Annotated in this window: 16 protein-coding genes; 8 read left to right on the top strand and 8 right to left on the bottom strand. The window is 67.1% G+C overall.

Annotated features, from left to right (window positions below):
- Positions 1-8 precede the first annotated feature (8 nt).
- Positions 9-1,451, bottom strand: a complete 1,443-nt coding sequence (locus U5775_RS09530; RefSeq protein WP_322057881.1) for an aldehyde dehydrogenase family protein — start codon at positions 1,449-1,451, stop codon at positions 9-11.
- Between the two features lie 102 nt (positions 1,452-1,553).
- Here U5775_RS09530 and U5775_RS09525 point away from each other — a divergent pair, with 102 nt between their 5' ends.
- The 4 genes from U5775_RS09525 (at position 1,554) to U5775_RS09510 (ending at position 5,565) form a co-directional block, all read left to right on the top strand.
- Positions 1,554-2,477: a LysR family transcriptional regulator gene (locus U5775_RS09525; RefSeq protein WP_322057880.1), complete on the top strand. Its 924-nt coding sequence runs from the start codon at positions 1,554-1,556 to the stop codon at positions 2,475-2,477.
- Between the two features lie 356 nt (positions 2,478-2,833).
- The gene (locus tag U5775_RS09520; protein WP_322057879.1) at positions 2,834-3,757 is read left to right on the top strand and encodes an ABC transporter permease; all 924 of its coding nucleotides are present in this window, start codon (positions 2,834-2,836) and stop codon (positions 3,755-3,757) included.
- A gap of 40 nt (positions 3,758-3,797) precedes the next feature.
- On the top strand, positions 3,798-4,817 hold the full coding sequence (locus tag U5775_RS09515) for an ABC transporter substrate-binding protein (protein ID WP_322057878.1): 1,020 nt from the start codon (positions 3,798-3,800) through the stop codon (positions 4,815-4,817).
- Between the two features lie 13 nt (positions 4,818-4,830).
- On the top strand, positions 4,831-5,565 hold the full coding sequence (locus tag U5775_RS09510; RefSeq protein ID WP_322057877.1) for an ABC transporter ATP-binding protein: 735 nt from the start codon (positions 4,831-4,833) through the stop codon (positions 5,563-5,565).
- A gap of 48 nt (positions 5,566-5,613) precedes the next feature.
- Here the strand turns inward: U5775_RS09510 and U5775_RS09505 are convergent, their stop codons facing one another.
- Positions 5,614-5,952 (bottom strand): hypothetical protein, encoded by a 339-nt coding sequence (locus U5775_RS09505; protein WP_322057876.1) that lies wholly within the window; start codon positions 5,950-5,952, stop codon positions 5,614-5,616.
- Positions 5,953-6,162: 210 nt separating this feature from the next.
- On the opposite strand from U5775_RS09505, the gene U5775_RS09500 reads away from it, so the two are divergent.
- From U5775_RS09500 to U5775_RS09490, 3 genes are all read left to right on the top strand, one after another.
- Entirely contained in the window at positions 6,163-7,587 is a 1,425-nt protein-coding gene (locus tag U5775_RS09500) for an MBL fold metallo-hydrolase (protein ID WP_322057946.1), read from the top strand.
- A 258-nt stretch (positions 7,588-7,845) separates the two neighbouring features.
- A complete protein-coding gene (locus tag U5775_RS09495; RefSeq protein ID WP_322057875.1) occupies positions 7,846-9,981 on the top strand; it encodes a PAS domain-containing sensor histidine kinase in 2,136 nt (711 codons plus the stop codon).
- Positions 9,978-10,625 (top strand): response regulator transcription factor, encoded by a 648-nt coding sequence (locus U5775_RS09490; RefSeq protein WP_322057874.1) that lies wholly within the window; start codon positions 9,978-9,980, stop codon positions 10,623-10,625. The genes U5775_RS09495 and U5775_RS09490 overlap by 4 nt, the downstream gene beginning before the upstream one ends.
- Before the next feature lie 35 nt (positions 10,626-10,660).
- Here U5775_RS09490 and U5775_RS09485 read toward each other — a convergent pair whose 3' ends face one another.
- Both U5775_RS09485 and U5775_RS09480 read right to left on the bottom strand, forming a co-directional pair.
- Positions 10,661-11,002 carry a hypothetical protein gene (locus U5775_RS09485; RefSeq protein ID WP_322057873.1) on the bottom strand — a complete coding sequence of 114 codons (342 nt, stop codon included), beginning with the start codon at positions 11,000-11,002 and terminating at the stop codon, positions 10,661-10,663.
- A gap of 98 nt (positions 11,003-11,100) precedes the next feature.
- Positions 11,101-11,340, bottom strand: coding sequence for a UDP-glucose 4-epimerase (locus U5775_RS09480; RefSeq protein ID WP_322057872.1), 240 nt, complete (start codon positions 11,338-11,340; stop codon positions 11,101-11,103).
- 280 nt (positions 11,341-11,620) lie between these two features.
- Between U5775_RS09480 and U5775_RS09475 the strand changes: the two genes are divergently transcribed.
- Complete coding sequence (locus tag U5775_RS09475; RefSeq protein ID WP_322057871.1) at positions 11,621-12,460, top strand: universal stress protein; 840 nt, start codon at positions 11,621-11,623, stop codon at positions 12,458-12,460.
- A gap of 98 nt (positions 12,461-12,558) precedes the next feature.
- Here U5775_RS09475 and U5775_RS09470 read toward each other — a convergent pair whose 3' ends face one another.
- The 4 genes from U5775_RS09470 to U5775_RS09455 form a co-directional block, all read right to left on the bottom strand.
- Entirely contained in the window at positions 12,559-12,981 is a 423-nt protein-coding gene (locus tag U5775_RS09470; RefSeq protein WP_322057870.1) for a hypothetical protein, read from the bottom strand.
- A 131-nt stretch (positions 12,982-13,112) separates the two neighbouring features.
- A complete protein-coding gene (locus tag U5775_RS09465; RefSeq protein ID WP_322057869.1) occupies positions 13,113-13,349 on the bottom strand; it encodes a hypothetical protein in 237 nt (78 codons plus the stop codon).
- Between the two features lie 301 nt (positions 13,350-13,650).
- The gene (locus tag U5775_RS09460) at positions 13,651-14,355 is read right to left on the bottom strand and encodes an SDR family oxidoreductase (protein ID WP_322057868.1); all 705 of its coding nucleotides are present in this window, start codon (positions 14,353-14,355) and stop codon (positions 13,651-13,653) included.
- A 75-nt stretch (positions 14,356-14,430) separates the two neighbouring features.
- Positions 14,431-15,330, bottom strand: a complete 900-nt coding sequence (locus U5775_RS09455; RefSeq protein ID WP_322057867.1) for a LysR family transcriptional regulator — start codon at positions 15,328-15,330, stop codon at positions 14,431-14,433.
- Positions 15,331-15,399 lie beyond the last annotated feature (69 nt).

Genomic DNA, 15,399 nt, shown 5'->3' with positions numbered 1-15,399 from the left:
GGCTTTCCTTATGCCCGCGTGTAGGCGGTCTTCAGCGTGGTATAGAACTCGGCCGCGTGCGGGCCCTGCTCGCGCGGACCGTAGCTCGATGCCTTGCGCCCGCCAAACGGCACGTGATAGTCGGTGCCGGCCGTCGGCAGGTTGACCATCACGCAGCCGGCCTGGGCGTGGCGGCGGAAATGCGTCGCGTGGCGCAGCGACTGCGTCACGATGCCGGCCGTGAGGCCGAACGCGGTGTCGTTCGCGACGGCCAGCGCCTCGTCGTAGTCGCGCACGGGAATCACGCAGGCGATCGGGCCGAAGATTTCGTCGCGATTGATCTGCATGTCGTTGCGGCCGCCGTCGAACAGCGCGGGCGACATGCACCATGCGCGTTCGGGGCGCGCGAGCGCCTCGCCGCCGCACACGAGCCGCGCGCCCTCGCGCTGGCCGAGCGCGACGTAGCGCAGATTCGCTTCGAGTTGGCGCCCGTCGATCACGGGGCCCATCTGCACACCTTCGTCGAGCGCACGGCCCACGCGCACAGTGCGCAGCCGCTCGGCGAGGCGTTCGACGAACGCCGCATGAATGCCAGGCGTGACGACGAGGCGCGACGACGCGGTGCACTTCTGCCCCGTGCCCGAATAAGCGCCCTGAAACGCGCACTCGACCGCGAGATCGAGATCGGCGTCATCGAGCACGACGAACGCGTTCTTGCTGCCCATCTCCATCTGCAGCTTGATGAGGTTCGGCGCCGCCGTGGCCGCGAGGCGGCGGCCGGTTTCGAGCGAGCCCGTAAACGAAATGCCGTCGATGCCCGGCGAGGTCGCGAGCTGATGGCCAACGGCCTCGCCGGGCCCCATCAGCAGATTGAACGTGCCGGGCGGCAGCGCCTGCCGGCTGATGATCTCGGCGAGCGCCCATGCGCTGGCCGGCGTGAGGTTGGCCGGCTTGAACAGCACCGCGTTGCCGAACGCGAGCGCCGGCGCGATCTTCCAGCTCGCGGTCGCCATCGGGAAGTTCCACGGCGTGACGATGCCGACCACGCCGAGCGGCTCGCGCCGGAAGTCGATCTCGATGCCGGGGCGTACGGAATCGGCGTTGCCGCCGAGCTGCCGCAACACTTCGGCCGCGAAGTAATGGAAGAACTGGCCCGCGCGCCCGACTTCGCCGACGCCTTCCGCGAGGGTCTTGCCCTCCTCGCGCGCGAGTTGCCGGCCCAGCTCGTCGCGGCGCGCGATCAGCTCGTCGCCGATCGCTCGCAGCGCGTCGTGGCGCTGTTCGAGGCCCGTGGCGGCCCATAGCGGTTGCGCGCGGCGCGCGGCGTCGATGGCCTGCTGCACCTGGGCGTGGGTGGCCTGCGCGTAGCGGCCGATCAGGTCGTCGCTATCGGACGGGTTGCGGTTGTCGATGAAGGTCTCGCCGGCCTGCCAGCGGCCGTCGATCCAGTTCAAAAAGGTCGGGGGATTCATGGGCGATCTCAACGCGATTGACGTGAGAGCGATTCTAGAAAGCGCGCTAAAATAACCAAAACCAATTTTTCTCATCGAATTATTTATTCTTCTTATCCGACCATGGACCGTCTCCCCGACGTGAAGATCGCGCAGCTACGCCATTTCGTGGCCGTGGTCGAGCACGGCGGCTTCAAGGCCGCCGCGAAGGCCGTGTTCCGCAGCCAGCCGGCGCTTTCGCTGTCGATCAAGGAACTCGAAAGCGCGCTGGGCGCGCCGCTGTTCGAGAAAGGCAGCCACGCCTCGCCCACGCCGTTCGGCGCGATGCTCTATGGCGAGGCGCGCAAGCTCGTCGAGCATTACGAGCGCGCCATCGCCTCGGCCATCGACGTGGCGCAGGTGCGCGGCGGCCGCGTGCGCGTGGCCGCGGTGCCGTCGATCGCGCACGAGATCCTGCCGCGCGCGATCAGCCGGTTCTCGCCGCGCCATCCCGGCATTCGCCTGCATGCGGAAGACGGCACGGCCGCCTATATCCACGACCGGGTGCGCTCGGGGGCGATCGATTTCGGCATCGCCGGCGAGCCCAAGGACGATTCCGAGCTCAGCTTCACGCCGCTGCTCGCCGACGTGATGTGCGTGGTCGTGAACGCGGGCCATGCGCTCTTCAGGCAGCGCCGCGTCGAATGGAAGGATCTATCGGGCTACCGGCTGATCGGCAACGGCACGCTGAGCGCGCTGCCGGAGCCGGTGCGGCGCGCCGCGGACGGACAGGACGAAATTTTCATCGCCAATACGACGACCTTGCTTTCGGCCGTCGAAGGCGGCGTCGGGCTCACGGTGCTGCCCTATCTCGCACAGCAGCGCCATCGCGAGACGCTGCGCTTCATTCCGCTCGAGACGCCGCGCGTCGAGCGGGCGGTGGGCTTCGTCGAATTGACGGGGCGCTCGCTGAGCCCGGCCGCGCGTGCGCTGCGCGAGAGCTTTCACGAAGCTTTGGACGAGGTGTCGCTGCCGCCGACGTATGTGCGACGTCCCTCAAGGGAATGAGCGGCGCTTGTGCGGGCGTCCGCTCGTGTCGGCGCATCGGTCGGCGCATCTGTCGGCGCATCTGTCGGCGCATCTGTCGGCGCATCTGTCGGCGCATCTGTCGGGTTAACACCCTTGAATTTCTGGCTCGATATCATAGGCTTTCATAAAAGTGAAAAATTAGCCGGTTAATTCAGCATTTCGAGCCGCGCGGCCACTCGAAAAAATTAGCAAGAACAACTGATCATTGCATGCACGCGAGGCGCGAAGGCGCCGCGGCCGCTCCGGCCGTCACGGTGCGCATGGATTCGGGGACAACGCAGCAAATCCACCGATTCGCAGGTCCGGGCCGCCTGTTAAAGAGCAAGGAGTTCCGCATGCCGGTGCCCCCGGAAGTGCCGCAGGAGCCACGCGCCACCGCGAACGATCCGCAGCGCGGTACGGATGGCTCGCCGGTCGCGACCGTGCCCACGCCCCCGCCGCTCGCCCAGGCGGTAGCCATGGAGGAACGCGCTTCCATGGGCCGCCGCGTCGGCGGCCATCTGCATCGCGCAGCCACGCTGCTCGCGCTGGTCGCCGCCATCGCGCTCTGGCAAATCGTTTCCGTGCTGCACATCTTCCCGCCCATCGCCCTGCCCTCGCCGGTCGCGGTCTGGAAAGCGCTCGTGCTGCTGCTGACCCAGGGCTATGGCGGCCACGGGCTGCTCGCCGATATCTGGATCAGCTTCGTGCGCATCGTCATCGGCTTCGTGGGCGCCGTGCTGCTCGGCGTGCCCATCGGTCTCGCGATGGCGCGCAGCGCGCTCGTCTTCAAGATCATCGACCCGTTCATGCAGTTCATCCGGCCCGTGCCACCGCTCGCCTACATTCCGTTGCTCGTGGTGTGGTTCGGCATCGGCGAGCTGCCCAAGGTGCTGCTGATCCTCGTGGGCACGCTGCCCGTCATCATCATCGGCACGATCTCGGGCGTCAAAGGCACGCCGGATCTGAGGCTCTCGGTCGCGCGCACGCTCGGCGCCTCGGAAACGCAAATCTTCCGCTACGTCATCCTGCCTTCCGTGCTGCCGGAAATCTTCACGGCCATGCGCGTGGGCATCGGCGTGGCGTGGACCTGTCTCGTCGCCGCCGAGCTGATCGCCGCCGACGTCGGCCTCGGCTGGCTCGTGCAGTACGCGGGGCAAGCCCTGCAAGTCGCGTTCGTGATCGTCGGCATTATCGTGATCGGCATCCTCGGCTACGGCATGGAGATGGTGATCCGCCTGATCGAAAAGCGCGCCGTGCCGTGGCGCGGCCATGCGTGACGAAACCCTGCGCCGTACCGGCAGCTCAACGGAGAACATCATGAGAACAACGCAAAGATCGCGCTGGATAGCGCCGCTCGCCGTGGCGCTCGGCCTCGCCTGCGCGGCGCCGGCCATGGCCCAGACCGATGTCGTGATTGGCTATGAAAACGGCGGCGCGGACCCGTACATGGTCACGCAGGGACTCGGGCTGTTCCAGAAGAACATTCCCGGCCACGTCACGCTCAAGTACTTCGACTCGGGCCCGGCCGCCATGAGCGCGCTCGCCTCCAACAGCCTCCAGTTCATGTGCGGGATCGGCGTCCCGCCGTTCGTCACGGGCGTCTCGCAAGGCTTGCCGCTCGCGATCATCTTCAATCAGGAGCGCTATACGCGCGACGCCGGCATCGTCGTGCGGCCCGGCAAGGGCATCAACACGGTCGCCGACCTCAAGGGCAAGACGATCGCCATCGTGGTGGGATCGCAGGCGTCGTTCGAGCTCGCGACGTTCCTCGACGCGGCCCACGTGCCGATGGACTCGGTGCGCCAGCTCAACATGTCGCCGCCCGAAATGCACGTGGCCTGGACCACGGGCAGCATCGACGCGGCCATCGTCTGGGACCCCGTGTTCGACGCCTTGCAGGGGCTCGGCGCGAAGGTCCTGAAGACCGATGCCGATCTGCCGCCCGACGCCTCCTCGTATAACGTCTGCATCGCCAACACCCAGTGGACCAAGGATCACCCCGACATCGCCGCGGCCTTCGTGCGCGCGCTCGATCAGGGCGTGGCCTATACGAAGGCGAATCCGGACAAGGCGCTCGCCGTCATGGCCAAGGAAGCGGGCGTGACGCTGCCGGTGGCCAAGGCGGAGCTGGCCGGCTATGAATACTATTCGGCGCAGGACCAGCTCACGCCGCGCGTGCTGGGCACGGGCGCGGGCATCGCGACGTCGGCCACGACCAAAACGCTCGTGAACACGGCGCGCGTGCTGAAGAGCATCGGCCGCATCACCGACGTGCCGGCGAGCTTCACGCCCGCCGTGGATTCGAGCTATGCGGCGAGAGCGCTGCAGGCGAAATGACGCGACGCCATCCATGACCATCGCCATCGACAACGTCAGCAAGAACTACGGCAACCTGCACGTCCTCGAGAATGTCTCGCTGACGATCGAGGACAGCACCTTCGTGACGATCCTTGGCGCCTCGGGTTGCGGCAAGTCCACGCTGCTGAACATGCTGGCCGGCCTCACGCCCGCGAGCGCGGGCCGGCTCGTGCTCGACGGCAAGCCGATCACGAAGCCGGGCCCCGACCGCGTCGTGGTGTTCCAGCAGCCGGGGCTTTACCCGTGGCTCTCGCTGCGCGATAACATCGCGTTCGGCCTGAAAATGCGCGCGCCCCGCAAGATCGACTGGGACCTCGTGGACCAGTTGATCGGCATCATCGGCCTCACGGGCTTCGAATCGCACAAGCCCTATGAGCTTTCGGGCGGCATGCAGCAGCGCGTGGCCATCGCGCGCGCGCTCGTGATGCAGCCGCGCGTGCTGCTGATGGACGAGCCGTTCGGCGCGCTCGATGCGCAGACGCGCCGTGTGATGCAGCAGTTCCTGCTCAATCTGTGGGAGCGCATTCATGCGACCGTGGTGTTCATCACGCACGATATCGACGAAGCGATCCTGCTGGGCGAGCGGCTCGTGGTCATGAGCACGCATCCGGGGCGCATCGCGCTCGTGAGCAACATCGACCTGCCGCGGCCCCGCCATTGGGAAATGATGCTCGAGCCGGTGTTTCTCGACCTCAAGCGCCAGGCGATGGAGATTCTCGCCGTCTAGGCCGCGCCGCTGTCTCGCGCCCCCGTCTCGCGTCCCTGTCTCACGCCCTTATCTCACGCCGCCGACCTCGCGCGCGAATTCGAGCTGCGCCTCGCGCAACTGGGCGGAGCAGTCGCGGTACATCCAGCCCGGCAGTTGCACGAACGCCCGCGCGCGCTCCCAGGCCAGCGCGCAGTCGCCGGGCGTCGCGCACTCGATCGCCGCCTGCTCGCGCGCGGCCTCCAGTTCGGTCTCGGTGTGACGGAAGGCGCTGCGGCCCGCATCGGTCGCGCAGGCTGCAAGCATGAGCGCCAGCATTGCCATGAGCAGCACTGTGAGCAGAACCGGAACCAGCGCCAGGATCCAGGTCAGGACCCGAGCCCGGCCGATACCCGAACCGTGAGACATCGCAACGATCCCCAATCGAAAAACGCGCTCGCGACAGCGAGCCGCACGCCCCAATGTAGAAACCGTCCACCCTCGCCCGTTTGATCTGGCTCAACACCAAGCCGTCGCGCGCCAATGCCCCGCGCGTCTGACGCAGGTCAATTGCCGGGCGCCAAAGCGCGCTCCAATGCGTAGCAGGCGCGCCTTGGCGGCGCACGGCGAGGAGACATGATGAAGCTAACCTTTCTGGGGGCGGCGCAAACGGTCACAGGTTCGCGCTATTTGCTGGAGGCGCAAGGCAAGCGCGTGCTGATCGATTGCGGCTTGTTCCAGGGCACCAAGAACCTGCGCTTGCGCAACTGGGCGCCGCTGCCCTTTGCCGCCGATACGCTCGACGCCGTGATCCTCACGCATGCGCACATCGACCACTGCGGCTACCTGCCGGTGCTGGCCAGAAACGGCTATCGCGGCCCGGTCTATTGCACGCCGGGCACGGCCGACCTCTGCGAAGTGATGCTGCGCGACAGCGCCCGGCTGCAGGAAGAAGACGCCGCGTTCGCGAACCGGCACGGCTACTCGAAGCACCACCCGGCCCTGCCGCTCTACACGCTCGAAGACGCCGAAGCCGCGCTGCGGCTCATCGGGCCGCGCGATTTCGATACGCCGGTCTCGCTCGGCGAGCAGCTCGTCTTCCGGTTCCTGCCCGCGGGGCACATCCTCGGCGCCGCGACCGTCGTGCTGTGCAGCGGCCACACGGTGATCGCGTTCTCGGGCGACCTCGGGCGCCCCGACGACCCCATTACGCGCGCGCCCTTGCCACCGGTCCATGCCGACTACCTCGTGGTCGAATCGACCTATGGCGACCGGCTGCACGCGGCCGTCAATCCGGAGGACGAACTCGCCGCCGTGTTCGCGCGCACGTTCGCGCGCGGCGGCCTCGTGGTGATGCCCTGCTTCGCCGTGGGGCGCGCGCAGGAAGTGCTCTACCACATCGCCCGCCTGAAGGAGTCCGGGCGCATGGCCAACGTTCCGGTCTACCTCGACAGCCCGATGGCGATCAGCGTGACCGACCTCTACCGCCGCCACATGCGCGAGCACCGGCTCACGGTCTCGCAGCTCCACGCGATCGACCACGCGGCGTTCATGACGCGCACCGTCGACGACTCGAAGGCCATCGCCTCGCGCAACGGGCCGATGGTCATCATCGCGGGCAGCGGCATGGCCACGGGCGGACGCGTGCTCCATCATCTGAGCCTCTATGCGCCCGACCCGCGCAACACGATCGCGCTCGTGGGCTACCAGGCGCCGGGCACGCGCGGCGCGGCGCTCGAAGCGCATGCGCCGACGATCAAGCTGCACGGCGACTATGTGCGCGTGCGCGCCGAGGTGGCGTCGATTTCCGCGCTCTCGGCCCATTCGGACTATCGGGAGACGCTGCGCTGGCTGGCCGCCATGACGTGCGCGCCCGTGCGCACGTTCGTGACGCATGGCGAGCCCGCCGCGGCCGATGCGCTACGCCGGCGCATCGAGGAAACGCTGCACTGGGACTGCAGCGTGCCCGAGCAAGGGCAGACGGTCGAGCTTCCCGAGGACCCCGTGCGCGAGTCGCCGTGCCCGCCCTGCGAGTCCGCCGGCGCCGCGGGACCCGCGAGCTGAGCCGGCTTGCGGGAGCGCCGCCGGGCCGACGCGGTGGCCTTGCCGCGCCGGCCGCAAGCCGGCCGCAAGCACCTGCGTGCTCATCGGTGTCCTTACACAGGGCGAAAGATTTTCAAGACGGCCGTTCGCGCCGAATTTAAAATTGGGGCAAGCAACCCGTGCGGCCTCGCGCGCCGGGTTCTCTCCAACGCAGTCGCTACCCCAAGAGAGCATGGTTCACGCATCCGCTGCGCAAGCGTTCAGTCCCGGGCCGTTGTCATGAGCACCGGCGCCAATCCGGCCAATCCGGCCAATCCGCCCAATCCGCAGCAAGGCGCGAGGCACGCGCGGTTCGCGCGCCTCGGCCAGCCGGGTATGGCGGCCGCGCTCGCGTTCGTCGTCGCTTTCGCGCTCGCGGGCGCCGGCGCGGCCTTCGTCGCGCAGCAATGGCAAAGCGCCGCCGAGCAACGCTTTGCGCGCCGCGCGTCGGCGCTGCGCGAGACTGTCGAGCAGGCGCTCATCGTCGACGAAGCGATACTGCGCGGCGCCCGCACGCGGCTCGCGCAAGCGAGCGCCACCGATCCCGAAGGCTGGCAGCGCTACGTCGCGGGCGTCGATCTGGAGAATGCGCGCAGTTCGGTCGTCGCACTCGGCTATTTCGCGCTGCCCGCCGGCCTGCAAAACGGCCAGTCCGCGCAGCCCGGCGGCACCGCGCTATGGGCCGGACTCACCGCCACGGCGCCCAGCAGCGCCTTCGGCCACACCGCCGACGACGCGGCCGCGCGCCGCTACGCCACGCAGACCGGCCATGCGGGCCTTGCCGCGGAACCGGCCTCGGACAACGGGCCGCCGCAACTGATGCTCTATCTGCCCGCATATGGGGCACCGACGACATCGGCGGCATCAGCGACAGCCGCTCCGGCGGCAGGCGTCGGGCAGCGCCCGCCATCGGGATTCGCCGTGGCCCTGCTCGACCCGCAACGGCTTTTCGGGCCGATCCTCGCCGCGCAACCCGACCTCACGCTCGCCGTGCATGCCGGGCGGCCATCGGTCGAGCTTTATCGCAGCGCCCCGACCGAAGCCGCCGAAGTCACGCCCGGCAAGCGCTTCGCGCACCTCGACACCCTCGCGTTCGGCGGCGCCACGCTCACGCTCGACGCGAGCACCGACGGCAGCCCGCTCGTCACGGGCGCGGCCACCTGCGCGGCGGCCATCCTGCTCGCGGGCGCTCTCGCCGCCGCGCTGTGCGCCTGGCTCGCGCACCGGCTCGCGCGCTCCCAGGCCGCGCTCGCGCCCGAGCCGGCCGACGGCGACGCCCGCCTGAACGAGGCGCGCATGATGGGCATCATCCGTTCGTCGATGGAAGCCATCATCACCGTCGACGAGACGCAGCGCGTGGTCATCTTCAATCCGGCCGCCGAGTTCGTGTTCGGGCTCTCCGCCATGGAGGCAATCGGCTCGCCGCTCTCGCGCTTTATTCCCGCGCGCTTTCGCGCGGCCCACGAGCAGCACGTCGACCAGTTCGGCGCCACCGGCGTCACCGAGCGCCAGATGGGCCGCCAGCAGCGCGTGCTCCATGGCCTGCGCGCCAACGGCGAGGAGTTTCCCATCGAAGCGTCGATCTCGCAGGTCCGCGACGTCTCGGGCAAGCTCTACACGGTCATGCTGCGCGACATCACGGAGCGGCTGCGCGCCGAGAACTCGCTCAAGCGCTCGCGCGAGGAACTGCGCGAGCTCTCGGCCAATCTGCAGAACGTGCGCGAGGCCGAAAAAACGCGCATCGCGCGCGAGCTCCACGACGATCTGGGCCAGCAGCTCACGGCGCTCAAAATCGATCTTTCCTCGCTGGAGCACCGGCTCGGCGGCGCGCTCGACAACGAAGTCGCCGCGCGCCTCGCGGGCATGAGCAAGCTGATCGACTCGACCGTGAGGGCCGTGCGGCGCATCGCGGCCGACCTGCGCCCCGTGATGCTCGACGACCTCGGGCTCGTGCCCGCGATCGAATGGCTCGCGAACGACTTCACGAGCCGCTACGGCATCACCGTCCAGCGGCACATCCACACCGGCAACACGGCGTTTTCGGGCGCCGCGGCCACCACGCTCTTTCGCATCGTCCAGGAAACGCTCACCAACGTCGCGCGCCACGCCGAAGCGAGTCTCGTGGTGCTCACGCTCGAAGTCGACGGACGCCACTGCACGCTGCGCATCGTCGACAATGGCCGAGGCACCGACGCCGAAGCCGGCCACGCGCCCGAGCGCACCCGCCATGACAAATCGTTCGGATTGCTTGGCATTCGCGAGCGCGCGCACATGTTCAACGGCACGGTGGAAATCGACACGGCACCCGGTGAAGGCTTTGCCCTTTCGGTCACGTTCGAGCTCGACGCCCTGCTCCCCGAGGAGACCGCTTCATGATCAAGGTGATCCTCGCCGACGACCACACGCTCGTGCGTGACGGTCTGCGCCGCATCCTCGAGGACGCGCGCGACTTCGAAATCGTGGGCGAAGGCTGCGACGGCGCCACCACGCTCGCGCTCGCCCGCGAGCGCGAGGCCCAGGTGCTGGTGCTCGATCTTTCGATGCCGGGACGCAGCGGCGTCGATCTCATCCGGCAGATCAAGGAAGAGAAGCCCGCGCTGCGCATTCTCGTGCTGACCATGCATGCCGAGCAGCAATACGCGGTGCGCGCATTCAAGGCCGGGGCCTCGGGCTATCTCACCAAGGAGAGCGCCAGCGCGGAGCTCGTAAACGCGGTGACGAAGGTGGCCACGGGCGGCGTCTACGTGAGCATGGCCATGGCCGAGCGCTTCGCGCAGAGCCTGAACGAGCCCGCCGACACGCTGCCGCACCAGCGGCTCTCCGACCGCGAATTCGACGTGTTCCGGCGCCTCGCCGCCGGGCAGACCATCAGCGAGATCGCGCAGGCGCTTTGCGTGAGCAGCAAGACCGTGAGCACCTACAAGGTGCGCATCCTCGAAAAAATGCAGATGCCGCACGAAGCCGCGCTCGTGCGCTACGCGCTGCGCCACAAGCTGCTCGACGACGCGGACGAACCCTGAGCCGTGCGCGCCGCGCCAGGCAGATCGTCATCGCTTCAATGGTCGCGCCGGATACGGCCGTCCGCTGCAAAGCCGCTCGAAGCGTCCGCGCGCTTCAGCTCGTACTCGGCGGCATCGAAGGCCTCGCGCAGGGCGGCGATCGGATCGTCGCCGGTGCAATGGACGACGGGCCTGAGCCCGTCCGACGCGTAGAGCAGGTCGAGGCGCACGTCGTAGGCCTGATGCTGCTGGGCATCGTGCAGCGACTCGATCGCCAGATGGCAGGACCGCAGCAGAGCGCTAAAGCGTTCGAGACGCAATAGCTGGACGCCGGCCTCCGCCTCGATGGCCGCCGACCCCGCAAAGCCCATATAGACAATCTGCATTCCCAGTCCCATCGCCGCGGCCTCCGTGCCTCGTGTTGTTTTTGGCGTGCGCGCACCGGCCCACTGGCGCGCCGGATCAGCTCCACCATCGGCCCGGTACGACGCCGGCCCTATACGTGGAAGGCGTGCCAGCTCTTCAGGTCGATCCACAACATGCCTTCGCGCAGGCCGTCCAGCACGGCGGCGGCCTCCGTGTCGAAGGTTCGATGATGGGCAAACGCATGGCCGAACGGCTGTTCGGGCTCGCCCTGCACGATGCTGATATGGCAGACAAAACCGCCTTGCGGCGCGGGCGCCGTGACCGCTTCCACGATCCATGTGCCGGCGTCGACTGTCCCTTTGAGTGTCATGGCTGTTCTCCGTCTCGTGCTCCGCCGTCCTGCGGCACGCTCCGTATCCACTCTATGAGCGCACGGCGTTTCGCGATTGATCTGGCTCAATGCCGTCCCTCGCCCGCCGCAGCCCGGCGCGTCCGGTCCTTGCGAAGCGACGCTTGATTTAAATCAACGGCGAAACGGCGCCCATTCCTAGACTCGAATCACCGCGCCGCCCGCGTTGCACACGTGTGTTCACGTGTGCTCACGTCGGGCCAGGCCGCGATCGCTCTCCTCACCTCGCCGGAGCCCTGCCATGACCTACAAGACCTTGACGGTCCATCTGGACACGAGCGCGCGCGCCAACGCGCGGCTTTCGCTCGCCCTGAAGCTCGCCCGCACCAGCGGCGCGCATCTGGACGGTCTGTTCGCCACCTTCGAGCCTAACCCGCGCGAGTTTTACGTGATGGCGGGCACCGTCGACTATTACGAAGCGCACCGCAAGCTCCGCGCGGAACAGCGCGGCGCCATCGAGCGGCTATTCCATGCGGAGCTGGCGCGCGCCCAGATCGAAGGCGCGTGGATCGCCGCCGAGGGCGACCCGATTGCCGCCGTCACGCAGCGCAGCCGGGCTTCCGATCTCACCATCGTCGGGCAGACCGATCTGGACGATCCCGAGGCTTATATCGCCGATCGCTTCGCCGAGACGATCGTGATGGGCGCGGGCGGCCCCGTGCTCGTGATGCCCTACACCGGCTATTTCGAAACCGTTGGCGAGCGCGTGCTCATTGCGTGGAACAGCAGCCGCGAAGCGGCGCGCGCGGTTCACGACGCGATGCCCTTCATCACGCGCGCGGCGCACGTGACCATCGCGACCACGTCGGGCCCGTTCGAGTCCGCCGCCTCGCAGGCCTCGTGTACGGATCTGGCGGCCATGCTCGCGCGCCAGGGCGCGACCTCCGTCGACATCGCGCGCTTCGACCGGGGCGCCCCCGACACCACGGGCGAAGCCCTGCTCAGCTACGCCGCCGACGGCAATTTCGACCTGCTCGTGATGGGCGCCTATGGCCACGCGCGGCTCCAGGAGATGGTCCTGGGCGGCGCGACGCGCACGATCCTGCTCACGATGACGCTGCCGGTGCTCATGTCGCATTGAGCGGCCGCGCCGCTCAGAACCGGGCTGTGCCGTATCGATAGCGGCGCACTGCGGCATCGCTGCGGGATGGGATGAGAGGCGGTCGCGCTTACTTGCGCTTACTTTCTCTCAGGCGGCTGGGGATTGTTGGCCGGGTTCGTATCGAAGCGGCTCACGCTCTCGATGGCCGCCTTGCTAGCGAGGGCGGAAAGTTGCGTGTACAACCAGTCGGCGGTTTCCTTGTCGTAGACCTCCGCACCGCTCACGTACACCGCAAACGACTTCAGGTACTTCGCCTTTTTCTCGGGGTTGCCGATCGTATCTTTGGTCCACTGATAAAGCGGATACCTGTCCGGGCCCACGCGCGCCGCCTCTTCGACATAATCGGCGAAGGCATCGAACTGGCATTTCAACGAGGCATTTCGCTGACGTAAAACCGCTTCGAGCAAATCGCGCCCCTCATGGGGCCCGCGCGAGCGCAGCGCGTCGGCCAGTTCGGGCGCGACGACGATTCTCACCTGGAATTGCCATGTGTCTTCCATCCATGCCTCCTGTGGCAGCCGGAAGACAAGAATAACCGCTCAGTCCACTCGGTTCATTGAGCGCGCTTCGCGCCCGTGCAGGCGGGAAGCGCGCGGAGCTCTTTATTGACCACATCGGACCACATCGAAAATCAAACCGCCATGAGCGCCTTATCGGCGGGTTTCCAATGCTCGGCGACGGCCTTGTCCGGGATGCGCACCGTCGCAAGCAACGGCACATAGCCATGCAACCTTGCCTCGCTCACCGCCAGTTGCTCGGAACGCAGCAACTCGCCCGAGAGCTTCGTTCCATCCTCGGTTTCAATGCGATATCCGTCGATTGGCCCCCACTGGCCTTTCGGCACCGGCTCGATATAAACGTGCAACATTTCGTCTCTCCCATGGTTTAGAAAATTTCGGAACGTGTACGCGTTGTGAACCTGCGTAGGTGTTCCCCATGGGAAGAGAGTATCGAGATACGTGATGGCCGTGGTCTTGGATACGCTGCCCGATGGAATCAAAAAATTCCATTAAATTCAGTCACATACGCTTCTTGTTTCGCGATGTGCAACCGCATTCAATGATATGCAACGTCGGTATGCTGCGTCGCGACAGATTTTTCTGGGATACGCGACATCGTTTCGCAATGTGGGATTTTCGCGTATTCGCCAACTCCCCCGCCTCGCAGACTCAAACCGATCTCGTCACGCCACCATCGACGCGAATATTCTGGCCCGTGATATAAGCCGCGCCATCGGACGCAAGAAACGCGATGGTCGCCGCGATTTCCTCGCTCGTTCCGTAACGCTGGAGCGGGACGCTTTCGCGGCGCTCCTCCAGCGCGGGAAGGCTGTCGATCCAGCCAGGCAACACGTTGTTCATGCGAATATTGTGTTTGGCCTGGCTGTCCGCGAAGAGCTTAGTGTACGAGGCCAAACCGGCGCGGAACACGGTCGAAGTGGGGAACATCTCGCTCGGCTCGAAAGCCCACGCGGTGGAAATATTGATGACGACGCCGCCCTGCTGCTTCTGCATGATGGGCGCCACGAGGCGCGTCGGGCGAATCACGTTCATCAGGTAGGTGTCCATGCCCCGGTGCCAGTCCTCGTCGGAGATATCGAGCAGCGGGCCGCGCGGACCGTGGCCCGCGCTGTTCACGAGCACGTCGATGCGGCCCCAGCGTGACATCGTCAGGTCGACGAGTTTCTGCAGGTCCTCGTTCGACTGATTCGAGCCCGTCACGCCCACGCCGCCGAGTTCCGCGGCCAGCGCTTCGCCTTTGCCCGAGGACGAGAGAATCGCCATCCTGAAGCCGTCGGCGGCCAGGCGGCGCGCGGCGGCCGCGCCCATGCCGCTGCCGCCCGCGGTCACCACTGCCACTTTTTCTGTTGTCATGTCGTCAATCTCCGAAGGTTGGGCGACGCATCAGCCACGCCGCAAATCGAATCAAGCATAGCATCGGCGCGCCCTTCACAACGCGCGTTCGATCTCCGCAATCAAGGCCCGCAACACGCGCTCGATCGGGCGCGAGAGCCGCCGCTCGCGCATCGTCATCACGCAGAGATTGCGCTGGTTGAGCAAGGGCTCGTCGAAGCGCTTAGCGACCAGCGGAAGATCGTTCGCGAGGCCCGAAAGCGAGAGCTTGCTGCCCAGCGTGATCGCGCCCGCGAGCGACGCAAACGCGTGCAAGGCGCTCGAATTGTTGCTCGTGAGAATCGGTTCGAGCGTGATGCCGTTGCGCGCGCAACATTCGTCGAATAGCTGGCGAGCCGTATTGCCGCGCGCGAGCAGCGCGACGGGATAGTCGCGCAGATCCGCGAGTGTGAGCGACGCGCGGCGCGCCAGCGGATGGCCGGGCGCGAGCAGCGCGCAGACCGGCGCCTCGGCACTGTATTCCACCTGAACCTTCGCGGGGTCTCCGCTCGAAAACGCGAGCCCCAGATCCACCTCGCCCGTGGCCACCCACTGCTCGACCTGCGATGGCGTGCCCGAGCGCAGATTGAAATGCACCTGCGGCGCAGCGGCGTGATGCTCCGCGAGCACGTGCGGGAGGAACGAACGCGTGAAGCCCTCGGTGCAGCCGATGCGCACGATGCCGCGCCCGAGCGCCTTCGCGGTGGCGATCTCGGCGAGCACGGCATCGCCTTCGAGCAGCGCGCGCCGCGCGTGCTCGGCAAGCCGCTCGCCCGATTCGGTCAGGACCATGCCGCGCGGCATGCGCTCGAAGAGCGCCGTGCCCACGTCCTGCTCGAGCTTGCCGATCTGCCGGCTGATCGCCGAGACGGCAACGTGCAGGTTCTCCGAGGCCGCCGCCAGCGACCCCGTGCGCGCGACCTCGACGAAGTAGCGCAGGGCGATTCCATGAAGCATCGGCTTATCCGTCCGGTTCGATGAGCGTTCAGAGGGCGTTTACTGCGTTGCCATTTCGGCAATGCTATC

The sequence above is a fragment of the Paraburkholderia sp. J63 genome (genome assembly GCF_905220245.1).
In the GTDB taxonomy this organism is placed as follows: Bacteria; Pseudomonadota; Gammaproteobacteria; order Burkholderiales; family Burkholderiaceae; genus Paraburkholderia.
The sequence above is the reverse complement of the archived record's forward strand: the minus strand, read 5'-3'. Positions and strand labels throughout refer to the sequence as shown.